The organism is Mobiluncus sp., from assembly GCF_034180645.1.
In the GTDB taxonomy this organism is placed as follows: Bacteria; Actinomycetota; Actinomycetes; order Actinomycetales; family Actinomycetaceae; genus Mobiluncus.
On record NZ_JAXFNY010000015.1, the window covers coordinates 40110 to 56337 of the forward strand.

At 57.0% G+C, this 16228-nt stretch carries 16 protein-coding genes; all 16 read right to left on the bottom strand.

Features of this window, described 5'->3' with window-relative positions:
• Nucleotides 1–65: 65 nt before the first annotated feature.
• Nucleotides 66–1526, bottom strand: a complete 1461-nt coding sequence (locus SPI05_RS06430) for a flagellar hook protein FlgE (protein ID WP_321077193.1) — start codon at nt 1524–1526, stop codon at nt 66–68.
• Between the two features lie 17 nt (nt 1527–1543).
• Nucleotides 1544–2305 carry a flagellar hook assembly protein FlgD gene (locus tag SPI05_RS06435; RefSeq protein WP_321077194.1) on the bottom strand — a complete coding sequence of 254 codons (762 nt, stop codon included), beginning with the start codon at nt 2303–2305 and terminating at the stop codon, nt 1544–1546.
• A 16-nt stretch (nt 2306–2321) separates the two neighbouring features.
• Complete coding sequence (locus SPI05_RS06440; RefSeq protein WP_321077196.1) at nt 2322–3857, bottom strand: flagellar hook-length control protein FliK; 1536 nt, start codon at nt 3855–3857, stop codon at nt 2322–2324.
• Nucleotide 3858: 1 nt separating this feature from the next.
• Nucleotides 3859–5037: a C40 family peptidase gene (locus SPI05_RS06445; protein ID WP_321077198.1), complete on the bottom strand. Its 1179-nt coding sequence runs from the start codon at nt 5035–5037 to the stop codon at nt 3859–3861.
• The gene (locus SPI05_RS06450) at nt 5034–5573 is read right to left on the bottom strand and encodes a flagellar export protein FliJ (RefSeq protein ID WP_321077199.1); all 540 of its coding nucleotides are present in this window, start codon (nt 5571–5573) and stop codon (nt 5034–5036) included. Before SPI05_RS06450 ends, SPI05_RS06445 begins: the two co-directional genes overlap by 4 nt.
• Before the next feature lie 12 nt (nt 5574–5585).
• Entirely contained in the window at nt 5586–6920 is a 1335-nt protein-coding gene (locus SPI05_RS06455; protein ID WP_321077201.1) for a FliI/YscN family ATPase, read from the bottom strand.
• Nucleotides 6917–7621 (bottom strand): FliH/SctL family protein, encoded by a 705-nt coding sequence (locus SPI05_RS06460; RefSeq protein WP_321077203.1) that lies wholly within the window; start codon nt 7619–7621, stop codon nt 6917–6919. The genes SPI05_RS06455 and SPI05_RS06460 overlap by 4 nt, the downstream gene beginning before the upstream one ends.
• Nucleotides 7611–8630 carry a flagellar motor switch protein FliG gene (gene fliG, locus SPI05_RS06465; RefSeq protein ID WP_321077206.1) on the bottom strand — a complete coding sequence of 340 codons (1020 nt, stop codon included), beginning with the start codon at nt 8628–8630 and terminating at the stop codon, nt 7611–7613. Before fliG ends, SPI05_RS06460 begins: the two co-directional genes overlap by 11 nt.
• 8 nt (nt 8631–8638) lie before the next feature.
• Nucleotides 8639–10249 carry a flagellar basal-body MS-ring/collar protein FliF gene (gene fliF / locus SPI05_RS06470; protein WP_321077207.1) on the bottom strand — a complete coding sequence of 537 codons (1611 nt, stop codon included), beginning with the start codon at nt 10247–10249 and terminating at the stop codon, nt 8639–8641.
• A complete protein-coding gene (locus SPI05_RS06475) occupies nt 10249–10680 on the bottom strand; it encodes a flagellar hook-basal body complex protein FliE (RefSeq protein WP_321077208.1) in 432 nt (143 codons plus the stop codon). The genes fliF and SPI05_RS06475 overlap by 1 nt, the downstream gene beginning before the upstream one ends.
• Before the next feature lie 7 nt (nt 10681–10687).
• Nucleotides 10688–11086, bottom strand: a complete 399-nt coding sequence (flgC, locus tag SPI05_RS06480) for a flagellar basal body rod protein FlgC (RefSeq protein ID WP_004007579.1) — start codon at nt 11084–11086, stop codon at nt 10688–10690.
• Complete coding sequence (gene flgB, locus SPI05_RS06485; protein ID WP_321077214.1) at nt 11083–11430, bottom strand: flagellar basal body rod protein FlgB; 348 nt, start codon at nt 11428–11430, stop codon at nt 11083–11085. Before flgB ends, flgC begins: the two co-directional genes overlap by 4 nt.
• An 803-nt stretch (nt 11431–12233) precedes the next feature.
• Entirely contained in the window at nt 12234–12572 is a 339-nt protein-coding gene (locus tag SPI05_RS06490; protein ID WP_321077215.1) for a transcriptional regulator, read from the bottom strand.
• Nucleotides 12562–13008, bottom strand: a complete 447-nt coding sequence (gene fliS, locus SPI05_RS06495) for a flagellar export chaperone FliS (RefSeq protein WP_321077217.1) — start codon at nt 13006–13008, stop codon at nt 12562–12564. Before fliS ends, SPI05_RS06490 begins: the two co-directional genes overlap by 11 nt.
• Nucleotides 13009–13105: 97 nt before the next feature.
• Nucleotides 13106–14728 carry a flagellar filament capping protein FliD gene (gene fliD, locus SPI05_RS06500; RefSeq protein ID WP_321077219.1) on the bottom strand — a complete coding sequence of 541 codons (1623 nt, stop codon included), beginning with the start codon at nt 14726–14728 and terminating at the stop codon, nt 13106–13108.
• A 135-nt stretch (nt 14729–14863) separates the two neighbouring features.
• Nucleotides 14864–16162, bottom strand: coding sequence for a sigma-70 family RNA polymerase sigma factor (locus tag SPI05_RS06505; protein WP_321077221.1), 1299 nt, complete (start codon nt 16160–16162; stop codon nt 14864–14866).
• Nucleotides 16163–16228: the final 66 nt, after the last annotated feature.

Below are 16228 nucleotides of genomic sequence, written 5' to 3' on the forward strand. Positions count from 1 at the left end.
TAGGGATTTTCCAAGGAATTTCTCGGGATTTTTCACCCTGAGTTCAGTCCCGGTTTACCCCTGGTTTAGCGCTTCATATTCACCAGTTCCTGCAGGATTTCATCCGAGGTGGTGATAACGCGGCTGTTGGCCTGGAAGCCGCGCTGGGACAGAATCAGGTTCGTGAACTCGGCAGCCAGGTCTACGTTCGACATTTCGATGGCGCCGCCCGTCATGGCGCCACGCTGGCCGGTGCCGGCTTCGCCAATCTGGGGCTGCCCGGAGTTACCGGATTCCACGAAGTAAGAGCTGCCGGCCTTTTCCAAGCCCAGCGGGTTGGCAAAGCTCGCCACCGCGATACGCGCCAATGGGCGGTTATCCCCATTCGAGAACGTGCCACGAATCGTGCCGTCAGCCTCGACCGAGTAACCCGTCATGTAGCCCGCCATATTGCCATCGACCTGCTTTTGACCAAAGTTATTAACCCCGCCAAAGCCGGTCATCGCGGACAGGTCCAGGTTTACCGGTTGCTTTGTAACATCCGGGGTGAGGATTTTTGTTGACTTCGGGGTCGTTGTTTCGTCCACGTTTACTTGATCCAGCTTGAATTTGACGGTCTTCAGAGCCTTCTGAGATTCCTCGTCCAAGGTGCCGTCGGTCTTAAACTTGAACAGCAATACGCCACCTTTAGCATCCAGATTAACAGTCGAATCGCCAATTTTGACATCAGTACTGGCATCGACTTCCAGCTTGATACGAGCCCCACCATCTGTAGACTTAGTAAACTCTTCACGCTTTTTCTCGTCTAACTCAGAGTATGCTTTTGCGTCATAAGCGCGCAGCTCCCACACCGGTTCCGAACCAGGTGTGGCAAAGTCGTGACGCGCGAAAGTCAGCAGGATGTCGTGGGGGTTACCCTTATCGTCGTAAGCGTGCACGATTTGGGAACGCTGGAACGCATTATCCGGCGAAGTCTTGGACTGAGTCGGATCCATATAAATTTGGTCAGCGGGAATGTTACCGCCATAAATGACCTTGGTGGTCGGCTTGCCTTTGACAGTCTGGGTCAGGGGCAGGGTGATATTGCCGGGGGTACCCGAAGCGTTAATGGTGCCGTCTTCGTTGCCCATCCAGCCCTGCACGAACGAGCCGTCCGCCGCCACGACCTGACCTTGGGCATCCAAACCAAAGGAGCCGTTGCGGGTGTACACGCTGGAACCGTTGGTTTTACGCAGGACATAGAACCCGTCGCCATTAATCATGGTGTCCAGGTTACGGCCCGTCATCTGGGCCGCGCCGCCGGTGAAGTTTTGGGTGATGGACTGGAGCTTCACACCCAAACCGACCTGCGCGGGGTTCATACCGCCGCGCTCGTTTAGTCGAGGCGCCGCCCCGGAACGCACCAGCTGACTGAACGTGTCCTCGAAACGAGTCGACGCGCTCTTAAACCCGGTGGTATTGACGTTAGCAATGTTGTTGGAAGTCACATCGAGCATGGTCTGGTGGACACTCAAGCCCGAGATTCCGGTAAATAGTGAACGTAACATTTTCTCTTTCCTTTGCTCTATGAAGCCGCGGGGGCTGGAGTGTTGTTTCCTTGATTAGTGGTCTGTGTAGCCGGGGCGGAATTGGCTCCCGGCTGGTTCGGGGTGGTTCCAGTGGCGGTTCCCGAAGCCGCCGGCGTGTTCTTGGGTTCGGTGGCCGTGCCTGTCTTTTGACCCTCCTGCACGGCATCCTTAATGGCTTTATCCAAAGGCGTGTCGTCAGTCGGGTCGGCGATACCCAGGATGTCGCTCATGTCGACCTTTTGGTTGCCGATGTGGGCCAAGACTTTGCCGTCAGCCAGGAACTCGACGGCTTCAATCTTGCCCGCGGTCGTCACGGCGTTGCCATCAGCATCAATGGCGTCATACACGGCGGTCTTGCCGACCATGGTCGTACCCTGGGCGCGCTGCTGAGCCTCAAAAGACTTCTTGGAAGCCTCGGTCATCTGAATCATCTGTTCCATGTTCGTCATGGTCGAGGTCTGTTCCAGCAGCTTCGCGGTATCCATCGGCTCGGTCGGGTCCTGGTACTTCAACGTCGCCAACAGCAACTTCATGAAGTCGTCTTTGCCCAGCTTGCCGGGGTTTTCCTTCGTTTGAGCAGCCTTATCGGTCTTTTGTCCCTCGTTCATTTTCTTAAGGAACAGGGCCTGCTTTTCGGCATCGCTCATTTCCTTGGTGGTGGCGAGGGTTTTCGCGTCCTCTTTCGCCTTGGCGTTCGCCCCGATTGTGTAATTATCCACAATCGGATTGGCACCGGCGCTTACTGCATCAACTGGCATAGTATTCTCCTCACAATCACGCGAACATATCCACCGAACCGTCAGTGCCGTCCTTCAGGACGTCACCCACCTTCGGCCTGGACACAACGTCTTCTGGTTCAGTTTCGGATCCATCCGTACTGGCTGCGCCTGCCTGGCCAGCCTGACCGGTTTCCCTCTCGGAAGAACCGGTTCCAGCGCCCGTGAACTGGGCAAACTCTTGAGCGTTTTCCGCCACATCCAAATCCGCCTGCAACCCGGTGGAAGCCAGGTCACGGCGCAAGTCGCTGAGCACTTGGCGCAGCTGGTCGCGCGCCGCCTCCGAAGCTCCCAACAGCTGCAGATGCACGGTGCCGTCAGCGTGGAAGTTCGCCGCCACCCGCACCGGACCGAAGGTCTCGGGGTTGATGGCTAACTTCAACTGATGCTGACCCTGACCCAACACTTTCAACCGCGACAGCTGGTGCTGCATCTGGTCAAAGAGCTGCTGGCTCAAGTTCGGGGCGTAAGTCGGGGCGGCTTGGGCCACCGGGTTCGGGGTGGACACAGCCGGAGCAGCGGCCGGCGCGGCGGATGCCACGGGGGTCGTCTGAGCCGAAGTGCCGGACACAGCGCTCACCGCGGAGCTACCCGCATTGGACGCTCCCGCCGCGGTGGTATTCGCGGTGTTTCCAGCTGCTTGCCCGGCCGCCGCCAAGGCTTCGGACATTATTGCTGGCTGCTCGATTTCTTCAGGCACCACCGGAGCTGCGACCTCAGGTTTTGCCGGAATCAGTGACGGGGCTTTACCGGATTTCAGCTGGGCGGCAATGTCTGCCCCATCTATCGGTTTTTCTGCCTGCGGCGTCTCAACCAGGGTAGCGTGGGGCTCCGAAGTGTCCGGGGCAGCCTCGGGCTGAGCCAAGGTCGGTTCCCCGGTTTCAGGCGCCGCCGTCTCCGTTTCTATAGCTGGCGCTGGGGTCTGTGCCGTAGTTTCCTCCGGGGTGAGGGGGACAGCAGACTCCTCCGGGACCACTTCCGGGGTCGTTTCAGAGGTTTCCGTCAGCGTTTCCACAATCTCTGCGGCCACATCCGTCCCGGTTTGCTGCGCAACCGCGGTATTCGCGGCGGGGGCGGTTTCCGAAGTCTGTTCAGTATCGACCTGTTTTGTGGTGTCCTTTGCCGGTTCATCTGCGGGTTTCGCTTTATCGGCGCGGTCCTTTGGGGTGGTCGAGTCCTTCGCCGCAACTTTTTCGGGACGCCCCGGACGTTCCGGGCGTTCGGGACGCTCGGGCTTGTCGACCCGGACATTGCCAGGTTGACCAGGGTTGTCATGACGCGTAAGGGACGGACGAACCGACGCTCCCGGTTCAGCCGCCCCGACACGGGAAGGCTTTGCCGGAGCAGGGCGGGAATCACGAGCCGAGCCGGGGTGGTTTTCCCCACGGCGCGCCACGCCTTCATCGGGAGTGCGAGCTTCGGTCGCCAACGCACTCATGAGGGACTCAAAAGCTGTGGTGTCGGCTGTTTTCGCACCCTGCGAAGCCGCTTGGGCGGCCACCGCGGCCGCGTTCGTGTTCTTAATATCAATCATGTCACACCCCCAAAGATGAACGTAGGGCGCCCAACGCACTCAAGGACGACGCGGTATTGCTCAAGCTCGCGTTGGCTCCCATAGTGCCGCGGTTCCCGGCCAAAGCCCCCAAGCCGCCGGCCGCGTTAGAGCCGTACAGTGAGGAGCCGCCCAAGAACTGGCTGAGTAGGGTCGAGCTGTAAGAATTATTCGAGTTAGCGGTTGCCATCAAGGCAGTCAGCGGATTCGCACCGGCAGTGCCCGCTCCCGCTCCTGACAGGGCTCCCACCAGCGCGGCAGCCAGGTCTGCGGACGGATTACCCGGGTTCGCCGCACTGCGGTTAGCCGGACCGGAAGCCGCGTTATTTTGAGCCAAAGCCGCATTACCTAAGGCTCCCAGCAAGCTCACCAAGCCCGCCGCCACGGCATCCGGCGAAGGCTCCACCGCGCCGCCGCTGTCTCGGAAAGCCGCGTTCGCGGTGACCCCGTTCGGAGCCGCGGATTTATCGGAATCTTCCACGGACGGGGTGACGCGGGAAGCGGCCTTGGCGGTATCCGGAGCCGTTGGCGCGTTTACAGTCGAAACGGGTGCCCCCGGAGCGTCTCCCGCGGAGGGCATCACGCGGCGAATGGTCACAATCGGACCCAAGTCAGAAACGTTGGCTTCCGTTACGGTCTTGCCCGGACGCGGCGCGTGAATCGCCTTGCCGTTGCCGACATACACTGCCACGTGTCCGGAGTTGCGCGTAATCAGCAGGTCGCCGGGCTTGGCATTCTCAATACCGTCGACTTCCACACCGGAGTGCTGCTGATCGTAAGTGACGCGCGGCAGAGTCACGCCGACTTCCCGGGCGGCAGTTTGGACCAATCCGGAACAATCCAGCCCCTTGGCGGGGTCGGTACCGCCCCACACGTAGGGCACCCCAATATAGGACCGAACCTTTTCTACGAAAGCCTCAGCGGTCCCGGGCGCTCCTTGAATCTGCCCTTTCCCGGAAGTCCGGGTGGGAGTGGCCTTATTGGCCGCGGAAATTTGGCTGGCCAACTTGGTGCTGAAATCTCCCGTAGTCTCGGAATTTTTAGACGTTGATTTTGCCGCCCCATTCTCGGTCACCGAGACCGGTGGACGGCCGTTATTATTCAACGCATTAATCATGTCTTGAATCGCACTGATTCTTGACTGGACACTAGCCAGGCTCACAATTGACCTCCCTTGGCAAAAGCGGGGCTTTGCTGACCGATTGAGCCTGTCACAGACTCACTCGGGAGCGTTTCCCTTATCGTGCGAACACGCGGTTCCGCACCGGTTTTGCCCTCCGTGGCACTGCCAGTGTTGCCCATGTGAGACGCAAGCTCATCAAGAACAACCTGTTCCTTATGCAAATCATCGGCAATAACTTCTTCCGCATGACGATTTTCAAGTTTTTCTAAGGTTGCAGTGAGGCGACGAGCCCCCTGCCATTCATCTTGACGTTGATCCACCACCGCTTGCGCGTACTCTTTTCGAGCAATACCCTCCTGAATCTGCATCATTGCCGCGTTACGCATCGCCGCAGCTACAGCCAGGTTTGTGGCCCCGGTAGTCTGCATAGAACCGAGCCGGGCACGGGCCGATGACAGCTGCTGATCCGCGTGGTTTAAGTCCGCGTGAGCCGAGGCCAGACGACCCGCCGCCTGATCCTCTTGGAGCTGGCGTAAATTGAGTAAACCCTGAAGACGGAACGCGCGATCTACCATTGACTACACCCCCTACGCCGCTTTCTCAGACTTGAAAGCCTGATAGAGATCAAACAGTTGCGACCAAGCCGCGTCGAATTCGACCTTTTCATCGGTCTTTTGGGTCAGGAACGCTTCGATGTCGGCATCATATTTCACAGCCGTGTCCACTTCGGGATTCGTGCCCGCCTGATAAGCCCCCACGTCCAGCAGGTCCTGGACCGAACGCTTCGCCCCCATAATCTGACGCAGGGCGGTAGCGGCCTCTTTTTGTTCCCGTGTAGTGACTTTGGAAGCCACCCGGGAGATGGAGCCCAGGGCATCAATAGCCGGATAGTGGCCAGCCACCGCCAGTTTCCGATCCAACACCACGTGCCCATCCAGAATGGAGCGCGCCTGGTCAGCGATGGGTTCGTTGTGGTCGTCCCCGTCCACCAGCACCGTGTAGATGCCGGTCACGGACCCGACCGCGCCAGAACCGGCCCGTTCCAGCAATTGCGCCATCATCGAGAAGGTCGAGGGCGGGTAACCGCGAGTGGCGGGCGGTTCACCTACGGACAGGCCGATTTCGCGCTGGGCCATGCAGGTACGGGTCAGGGAATCCATCATCAGCAGGACGTGGCGGCCCGCGTCCCGGTAGTACTCAGCGACCCGGGTGGCAGTGAAAGCGGCACGTTTGCGCAACATCGGGGACTCGTCAGAAGTCGCCACCACCACGACAGAACGGGACAGACCCTCCTCGCCCAAGTCGTCTTCCAAAAACTCCCGGACCTCCCGCCCGCGTTCGCCCACTAGGGCAATGACACAGACTTCGGCATTCGTGCCGCGAGCAATCATCGACATCAAAGTCGATTTGCCGACCCCGGAACCGGCAAACAGGCCAATGCGCTGGCCTCGCCCCAAAGTCACCAGGGTGTCCAAAACCCGCACCCCCATCGCGACGGGCATATCAATCCGGGCGCGCTCCAACGCGTTGGGAGCCGCCCCGTGAATCGGCACCCGGTCAGCCGCATAGATAGGGCCTTTACCGTCAAGCGGGCGACCCGCCGCATCAATGACTCGACCCAGCAGAGCCGGACCGACCGGAACTGTGGCCGGCAGACCGGTACCGCGAACCGGAGAACCAATCCGCAAACCGTCCAGATTGTCCAGGGGCATACACGAGGCGATACCCGCGTCCAGCGCCACCACTTCGGCGGGAACTCCCGGATCATCACCAACCAACACGACTTCACCCACAGAGCATTGCAAGCCGCGGACCTGCACAGACAGGCCCACAACGGACTCCACCTCACCGACCCGTTGGGGGCGCGAGGCGTTCAGCAAACTCACAAAAGAGGGTAAAGTGGCCAGCTCCAAGACGCTCACTCCTCGGCTGCTTGAGCGGACACCAGAGCCTCTCGCGCACGCCGCACAGCCGAAGTCAGCCGGGCGTCCAGCAAACCCTCCGGCATGTAAGCCACTGCGTCGCCCGGATCCAGTTCCGAATCGGGAACCAGCTGTACCGGGCAATCCACGCCCAAGCTGGTCAGCGTAGCCACATCCTGTGGGTTCATATTGACCTTCACAATGTCTTTCGGGTCATTCATCGACAAAGCCCGCTTTAACGCCGCCTTGGCGCGAGTCGGTTCATCGGATAGCTCCGCCCCGATTAGGGCTTCCGCTAAATCCACCGCCGCTTCCATCAGTGCGGCTTTCATGTCTTCGATGACCAGGGCGTCCCGGGAGGAAACCGCATCGGCAATAGCCTGGATTTCATCCATCGCGTCCACATAAGCCTCGGTGCGGGCTTCTTCGGCCAGGCGCGCGTCCTCATTGAGGATGTTGCGCTCCTGTTCAGCTTCACGAGTCGCCCGTTTTTGACCGGCAGCCCACCCGGAAGAAAAGCCTTTGGCGTATCCGAATGCCTGGGTGGATTTGTCGTCGCCTTTGGCTTGGTTGGAAGCGCCCGCCAAACGGAACGCACCCGCCGTAGCCGACCCAGCCGCGGTGGACAAAGCCACCGGATTGGGCGCACCGCCGCGTCGCTGGTTTTCTTTGACCTCCAAGAGGTCCTGGTCAAGCCACATATTCGTCTTCCTCCTCGCGGCGGATGACGATTTGGCCAGATTCCTCCATCTTGCGGATCAGCTGGACGATTTCGGAACGAGCTTCCTGAACCTGGCTCATGCGCACGCTGCCCAGCATGTCGATTTCTTCCATGACATTCTGGCGAGCACGCTCGGAAAGGTTCTTCATCAGGCGAGAACGCAAATCTTCGTTCGTGCCCTTCAACGCCATCGCCAGGCGAGCCCCGTCGACCTGACGCAGCACCAGCTGAATACCGCGATCTTCGAGCATAACGATGTCTTCAAAGACGAACATCCGGGAGCGGACTTCATCAGCCAGATCCTCGTCACGTTCTTCCAGCCCGGTCAGAATCATCTTTTCAGTACCCGGATCGGCCCGGTTGATGATGTCGACCAGCGGCTCGACACCGCCGATAGCTTGCATTTCTTCAGAGTTAATGACCTGCTCAGCCTTCTTTTGCAGGGAAGCAGCCACCAGGGTAACCATTTCGGGGTTAGCCCGTTCCATCTGGGCAATGCGCACTGCCACATCGCCTTGAAGTTTCGGACCCAGACCAGCCATGACACGCGCGGCGTGATCCGGACGCAGGTGCGCCAGCACCAGGGCAATCGTCTGGGGGTGCTCGGAGGAAACCAACGTCACGATCTCACGCGGATCGGCGGATTTCAGGAAATCGAAAGGCTGCCCCTGCATGCCCTGCATCAGGCGTTCCATGATTTCGGCGGCTTTTTCCTTGCCGAAAGTCTGTTCCAAAACTTTCTGAGCATAGTCCAGACCGCCATGTCCCAGTTGCAAACTTGCCGATGCTATGGACTTTTCATAGAACTCATCGATGACGTCCGCGGTGATTTCGCGAGGTACGTTGGTCATCCGCAAGATTTCAGCTGACAGCGCCTCGACCTCATCGTCAGTCATTTCGCTCATGACGCGGGCAGCGCGATCTTTACCGATTTGAATCAGCAGCAAGGCGGCTTTCTGCAACCCGCTCAAAGTCAGTGCTTGTGACATTACCATGATTAGTGACCTCCCATCCAGGCGCGCAGCTGCTCAGCAACCAGTTGCGGTTTGTCGAGAGCCAGTTCGGCAATCTCCTCACGCTTGGCTTCAATCTTTAGCAGGATTGGATCAGGTTCGGGCTCTGGTTCAGGCTCGGGCTCCGGTTCGGGTTCCGGAATCGTGGCCGCCTCAATCTCCAGAGCTTCTTCCTCCGGAGCACTCAAGGTGTAAGGATCAGGCAGCTGATCCAGCTCGCCGAGGTCCAAAGCCTCACGTTCGCGAGCCTTGGCACGCTTCTTGGCCACCGCCGCGATAATAATCAACAGCAGGATAATCAATCCGGCAATAACCGCCTGACGAATCAAGGAGGCGGTCTTTGCCGCGGCCTCCGCGGCAGCTTCAGCCGCAGCAGCCTTTTCAGCCGCTTTCTTTGCCGTGTCGTCGAACGGAGAACGCGAGATATTCACAACGTCTCCGGTAGCAGCATCAATACCGGTAGCCGCCGCCACCATGTCGCGCACTTGCGCCATGTCCAAGCGCCGGGCGGTATCTTGATTCAATACGACCGACACGGACTTGCGCAATGCCGCTCCCGGTCCACGAGTCGACTGGGTCACTTCTTCGTTGACCGCGTTGTTTTGCACGTTTTGGGTGTTGGAGTAGTTACCGCCGTTATTGCCGTTCAGCTCATAAGGGTTGGCAATGTTATCCGGCCCCAGCACGCCACCAACGATGGCCCCGCCGCCGCTGTACTGTTCGGCCGCGTTCGAGGCAGACAACTGCTTGACCCCGCCTTCCGGATCGGTAAAGATACGAGTGGTCTTTACCTGGTTATCTTGTGAGAGGTCAACTTGCGCCGAGACACGGGCATTACCGACCCCAACCAGGGGCTCCACTACCGCCAAAGCCTTGGCGACCAAACTCTTTTCCATTTCCGAAGCCGCGGCCGTACCGCCCTCGACCTTGTCGGACAGGCTGTTGCCCAGCGTATCTACCACGGTCACTCCCGACTTGTCCAAGTTCGGCACGGAAGCAGAAACCATGTTAATAACGGCTTGCACCGTGTCATTGGAGACGTCTTTGCGATTCTTCGGGGTTATGGTCACAGAGGCGGTGGTAGCAACGGGTTTCTTCGGGTCGGCAAATACGGATTCCTGCGGAATAGCCAGGGCGACCGAAGATTTTTCAATGTCGTCCATGGTGTCGATGGTCTTGGCTAGCTCGCCTTCCAGGGCGCGTTTCTTGGCCATTTGCTGTTGGAAGTCGGAAGCCGCCACGCCCAGGTTATCCAAAACGGCATAACCGGCAGTGGGCTGTGCGGGCAGGTCGGCGGCCGCCAAGCTCATGCGTGCGCTCTGCACATCTTTCGCCGGCACCTTGACCACCCCATTGTCGGTGACCTGATATTTGATGCCTTGTGAATCGAGCTGTTCGGTGACGGCGGCTTGATCTTTATCCGTCAAACCTGAGTACAGGGTGGTGTATTCGGGACGTGCCACCCAAGAGTAAAGCACCACGCCGCCCAAGATGAGCACGGCTACCCCGATAATCGACAGGGTCTTTTGGCCTAAAGAAAACTGGCCGACGGTACTTTTGACTTTATCTACTGCGTTTACGATGACCGGTGGCATTATGCTTGCATCCTCATAATCTCGTTGAACATGTCAACTGCCTTGTTCCGTATAGTGGAGGTCAGTTCCATAGTCAGCTGGGATTCTGCGGCTGCAATAGTGTATTGGTGGACATCATTGAGTTGCCCGGTCAGGGCCTGCACACCCAGCTTCTTGGCGGTACTCTGACGTTGCTGCATGTTGTACACCGCATCGGCAAAAACGTTGCCGAAAGAGGTTTCCGCGACGTCGCGGATATCTCCACCCAACGGGGTTAGACCGGTGCCAGTCGGGACGATGTGCGTGGCATTGGTGCCAAGACGCGCCGGACCGGCTTGGGTGGCTGCGGAACGTGAGAACCCAAGGGATTGTACTAAGTTATTGGTTAGCTGCTGGGTTCCGGTCAAGGAACTGGTCAGGTTGCTACCAATACCATCTACAGAGTAAGGCATAGCTTACTTACCTCCCGATTTGCAATGCTGCTTCGTAGGTGGACTTTGCACGGTCCACCACGGCAGCGTTTGCCTGGTAAGCCCTTTGCGCCATAATCAACTGGGTCATCTGTGATCCCAAGTCAATATCAGGGTGGCGGACATACCCTTCTTCATTCGCGTTCGGATCGCGGGGGTCGTACACGATCCGGCCGTCGGTGCCACCGAGCGCAATGCCCGATACCATCGTGCCTGCTGGACGTCCGTAATCAACAGCCTGAGCCACCACGTAGCGAGCCCGGAAGGCCTCTTCGTTCATGGGCTTAGTGGTGTTGATATTGGCGATATTATCCGAGATGCAGTCCAACCATTTGCGGTTGACCGTCATGCCGGTTCCAGCGATACCGATTGCTCCAAACGTGGTCATGATGTCGTCCTCATTGCCGAGCGAATGCTGGTATATTCCCCACTGATTGCTTGGGTGGCCAGCTGAAAGCGCAGAACCGTATCGACACTCGAGATGGTTTCAGTGTCCAAGTTGACATTGTTACCGTCAATGCGAGTGGGCTCCAAAGAGCGGGCAGTGGCGATATGCGTGGTGGCAGGGTGTCCGAACTCGACGGCGCGAGCCAGTTCACTTTCGAACGATACCTTGCCGGATAAGAATCCCGGCGTCTGAATATTGGCAATGTTGTCGGCGATGACTCGCTGACGCATAGACAATCCATCCAGCGCGGTTCGCATTGCTACGTAACCAACAGAATCAAACATGACGACCTCACATGTTCTCTCGCTGAATCATTCCTTCGATCCTCATTACCCGCATAACTTCCTGCTTGCGGTTCAGTGCTTTTTGCGCTGACATATTCAGTATCGGCAGTTACCAAGGAATTGTCGAGGAGTTTTGTTAATCTGTTTTGGGGTTCATGGGAAGTTTCTGCGAACCCCGCGATTTTTACATTTAGTAGGTTTTTGTTAGAACAAATGTCCGAACTATATGCCCTAGTAAATAAGGTTTCTGGAAGATTACACAGCTGTAACTTACCGTATTTTCAGCATCATATTTTTACCACCTTGTCAGCTTTCAAATCGGCAGGTTTCGTTCACCAAAAGTATCTATATCTATAAAGCTAAACGGCGCCTCGTTCAGTTTCTTTTCAGCTTATTCTGCGACTCGTTCGCGCCCCGACAATTTCTCCCACTGTCAAAATGTCGCCAATTTTGTGTATATTCACGTGAAATTCCCACACGACCTGGTCAAATACAAATTCTTTAGAGCTGGTAACATTCTGAGGCTTAGCTGAGCGTTAGGGTAAACTTCCCCGGACGTACAAATTTTTGCTAGCTTGTAGGTTTCGATGCAAAATTAATTCACTAGCGTTCATAGACTGAACCTAGTTAGGACTTTCATCCCGGGTGTGATGTTGGTCACACTACCTAATTTGTACGCATTTACACAGCTGTTTTACTGCTCTTTTGCCCAAATACTCAGGGAGCTTTCAGGAAAAGACGCTTTCCTGAAAGCTCCCCGTGAACGCAAACGGCGGCGACACCCCTGAGTGAGCCCCGCGCTTTTACCCCTCTAAATCTAAATACCGGGGACCTGGTTCGATTTTCTTTTCAGGAGGAATCTTGCGGAGTTTATCGCGTTCTTCCCCGGCGCGGCGTTGCTCTTCTTGATTCTTACGCATGGCAGACGTGACTTGTTTCCCCAACTCCGACAAGTCCTTTTGTACCTGACGCGCTCGCGGAGCCAAATCCGGAGGCAACGGCCCCAACCGCGGAGGCTGCCAACCCGACTCATCGGAAGGAATCTGACCGGCAGCCAGCATCCGGCTGTCCGCAGCAATCTGGGCTTCCAACCGATCCAGCTCGTCCTCCCAGCCCGAGGAGCTATCGCGCCTAGCCGACACCCAAATCACCTCGTGAATTGCGCTTCACCTCACCGGGCTTAGCTGCTACCCCAGACTTTGCTTCCTCCGCTTCCAGCTGTGTGGCCGCCTGTTTCCACGCGTCCGCCAGCGGTTCAAACAGCTCCCGAATCTCTTGAGCTTTATCAGCGTCTCCCTGCACGTTGGCGTTGACCAGTTCTTTCATGGCATACACATACAAAGCCATCAAACCCTCAGCGCCGTCCCACACGTCCATCCGCAGGGACGACATCAACTCGGCGATAATGTCCTGGGCATGAGTCAGATTTTTATGCGCTTCAACCCGGTTCTGACCGCGCAGGGCTTTCTCAGCCCGTCCAATATCAAGCAGCAGCCGGTCGTAGAGCATCGTCAACAACCTGGCCGGCGAAGCCGTGACAATAGAGTCCTGCTGGAACCTATTAATGGCGGTCTGCATACTTTCCTCCACTTAAATAAAACGTACCCTTTAACCATACTTCGGCTGGGTTCACAATGTATGAAACCCAGCCGAAGAATGTTAGATTATGCGGTTTTTACTGGCCTCCCAGCTGGGCTAACTGTCCAGCCAGCCAAGTCTGCTGCTGTTGCATCCGAGCCAGCATCGTCTCCAGAGAGGAATACTGCTTGTAAAGCTGAGCCTCTTTGCGTACCAGACGATCGTCGTATTCGCTGATACGGTTGCCATAGTAAGACACCGTGCTTTGCTTCGACTCAATAGTCTTGGTTAAAGTACCTTCGGTAAAGTCAGAAACTTTAGACGCCATGTCTCCGACCTTCTTGGCGAACTCCACCATGACCCGCTGTACCTTTTCGGGGTCAGCTTCCAAAGCCTTCTTAAACTTTTCGGCATCAAACTTGATGTCTACTTGAGAGCCATGGAACTTTCCGTCTGACCCCTTTTCGACACCGCCACCCAAGCCGATTCCAAAAGTGGACAAGGAATAGGTCTGAGTCTTGCCTTCCGCGTCAGTGATGGTAATTCCATTGGAAACCAGACCCATAATCTTGTTCTTGAGGTCGCGTCCTTCGGAGTTACCCAGAGGACCGGCAGCAGTATAGGTAAAGGTCTTGTTGGTGGTCGGATCAACATCTTGCTTGGTGACGCTTTCCATACCTTTATTTAAGGTGGTCAGGGCATCCGTCAAGGCGCTCATCATCTTTTCCATCTTGCCTGACGCCACGTCCATGTCCCGCGTAGCATTAACTTTAACGCCTTTGAGCAGGGCATCGGTGTAGACCGGGGTGCCGTCAGCATTCGTCTTTTGCACCACATTGGACAAGTCAATGGTGACGTTATCCATAATCTGAATCTTGTTCGATCCATAGGTGCGTTCCTCACCGAGCAGGCGAATCTTGGCATCCGAGGACTGGTGAATTACGTTCACCGCTTGCTCCACGGCGCCGCTACCTGCCACTGCCGCCGCCAAAGCCGCGGCGTCATCATAGACATAGTGAGCGGATTCGGTAGCCGCATCGGTCGTGGAACTCTTGGCAGTCAGCCCCAGTCCCTTGGTAATGTCACCCGCATACAGCTTAAAATCGCCCTTGTTTGCACCCGTTTCCCGTCCGGTAATCTGCAAGATGTATTTACCGGTGCCGTCCGGCTTATCGCCCACGCGCACAGCAGTAGCGGTCACGCCCGCAGATTCAGAAGCCGCGTTGATGGCTCGGGCAATCGCGGGAGCCTCGGCGGATGAGGGGGAAATCGTGGTGATTTTGTCACCAATCATGATGGAAATCTTGGGTGGCTCACCCTTTGCCTTGGCAGCATCATACAGATTTTGGATGGCGTTCTGATCGAGAGTGACCTGTTTAGCATGCGCAACTTGCAGGACATCGAATTCGACTGAGCCAACTTGAGCTCCGGGAGAAGTAGTCACTCCCACCATCGGATCGGAAGACGTCGCTTTGGCGGCTTCCCAGATTTGGGCAGTATCGAAACGAACGCTCTCCTTGCCCACACGTCCATACACGTCCCAAGCCGCCCGCTTGATGTTGGCGAACTTGCTGTTCATATTTTGGAATACTTGAAGCTGGGACTTGTATTCCGCTTGCCTTCTTTGCAGCTTTATCAGCGGAACCTTTTCCAAGGACATCAATTGTTCAACAATGCCCTGGGTATTGAACCCGCCCAGTCCTGGTAATGCAATTCCCATGATGTGCTCCTTCCATGGAATAAAAAGTGTTATCCCATCCTGAGATAACGCCGAGGTTCAGAACACCGACAGGTGTCCCACTGACACTACCTCATGCTTAATTGTCGGTCATTATCCCTGAGAATTAAGGGGAAATTATTTTTTTCGTCGATTCCGGCGCGCTTCCGCCCGCATATTCTGTTGCCGAATGGACAATCCTCCCAGGTAAGAGGTGGTTGGTGGGGTCGGTGGTTTTTCTTCTTCCCCCGGGAGTTCCGCTGTGGATTCCCCACCACCTAAGCGGGCTTTGTCTTTACTTTTAGGTTTCTCGGCGGCTTCGGCGGCGCGCTGGGCTTCCTGCTCCGCTTCGAGACGAGCCTTTGCCTGCGCTGTGCCACGGGCGTGACCAGCTAGGAAGCTCTCGGTGGAAGTACCCGGCGCGACCTCGACGGCGGACTCTTCCGGTTCCTTACGGCGAGACGACCCCGCGGACGTGCCGGACGAAACTTGTGACAACGAATCACGCAGAGACGATGAACGAGGACGAGGTGTCCCGGAAGAATCCCGCGGGCGACCCCGTGCTGAGGCAGAAACGGGGGGCGCAATGAGCGTGTCCTCTATCTCCAGGTCCATGTCCGGGTCTGCACGCAACATCTCATCAGCGTGATCTTCAATCTTTTGGAAGTAGCTCTCGCGGCGTTTCTTAACGATGCCGGTGACTTCCTCGTTTTCTTCCGCAGCCGCTTCGGGATCGAGGTGGCGGTTCATCCCCTCACGCATCAAGGTGAGCGCCTCCGAACGCAGCTGAGACACTCGAGATTGAGTGACGCCCAGCTCGTCGGCCACATCTTGAATCGGACGTTCCTCAAAAAATACCTGTTCCACCACAAAGCGCAAACGCTGCGGCAGGGCTCGAACCGCGGCGCGCAGATACACCAGTCGTTCGTCGTCCAGCAGCGTGTCTTCCGGGGAGGGGCTTTCATCGGGGACTTCCAAAGTCCGGTCGTCCTCTTTACCGGCGGGTGCATCCATAGAAACAACGCGGCGAGCGGCATCTTGCTGAGCGGACTCCACCGACTCCACGTCCACCCCCAGAGCCGAAGCGAGTTCCTCTTTCGTAGGAGCGCGTCCCGCAGCAGCCGTGAGGGTAGAGGTCATTTCCTCCAGCTGTTTGGTGCGTTGACGAGCCCCGCGGGTCGCCCAGTCCATGGAACGCAGTTCGTCCAGCATGGCTCCGCGAATCCGATAAACCGCGTAACGATGGAACGGCACTCCGGTATTTGGGTCATAAGAATTAGCGGCTTGCACCAGGGCCAAAGAACCCGCCGAAGCGAGGTCCTCGCGCTGTACAAAAGACGGGACACGGCGCATCAACTCCGCCACTTGGTAACCAACCAAGGGGAGGTTTTTTTCAATTAGCTCGTTGCGGTTCACTTCGCCGAGTGAAGCCTCCACCGTGTCTCTCCTCAGAAAAAATTGCAGGTGCAGTCCCAGCCAGTTTACCTTTTAAACCATTTAATT

Bases quoted from the DNA above. Each gene is read 5' to 3' on its own strand.
- SPI05_RS06430 (WP_321077193.1), bottom strand. From the start codon at position 1,526: ATGTTACGTTCACTATTTACCGGAATCTCGGGCTTGAGTGTCCACCAG.
- SPI05_RS06435 (WP_321077194.1), bottom strand. From the start codon at position 2,305: ATGCCAGTTGATGCAGTAAGCGCCGGTGCCAATCCGATTGTGGATAAT.
- SPI05_RS06440 (WP_321077196.1), bottom strand. From the start codon at position 3,857: ATGATTGATATTAAGAACACGAACGCGGCCGCGGTGGCCGCCCAAGCG.
- SPI05_RS06450 (WP_321077199.1), bottom strand. From the start codon at position 5,573: ATGGTAGATCGCGCGTTCCGTCTTCAGGGTTTACTCAATTTACGCCAG.
- SPI05_RS06460 (WP_321077203.1), bottom strand. From the start codon at position 7,621: ATGTGGCTTGACCAGGACCTCTTGGAGGTCAAAGAAAACCAGCGACGC.
- fliG (WP_321077206.1), bottom strand. From the start codon at position 8,630: ATGTCACAAGCACTGACTTTGAGCGGGTTGCAGAAAGCCGCCTTGCTG.
- fliF (WP_321077207.1), bottom strand. From the start codon at position 10,249: ATGCCACCGGTCATCGTAAACGCAGTAGATAAAGTCAAAAGTACCGTC.
- SPI05_RS06475 (WP_321077208.1), bottom strand. From the start codon at position 10,680: ATGCCTTACTCTGTAGATGGTATTGGTAGCAACCTGACCAGTTCCTTG.
- flgC (WP_004007579.1), bottom strand. From the start codon at position 11,086: ATGACCACGTTTGGAGCAATCGGTATCGCTGGAACCGGCATGACGGTC.
- flgB (WP_321077214.1), bottom strand. From the start codon at position 11,430: ATGTTTGATTCTGTTGGTTACGTAGCAATGCGAACCGCGCTGGATGGA.
- fliS (WP_321077217.1), bottom strand. From the start codon at position 13,008: ATGCAGACCGCCATTAATAGGTTCCAGCAGGACTCTATTGTCACGGCT.
- fliD (WP_321077219.1), bottom strand. From the start codon at position 14,728: ATGGGAATTGCATTACCAGGACTGGGCGGGTTCAATACCCAGGGCATT.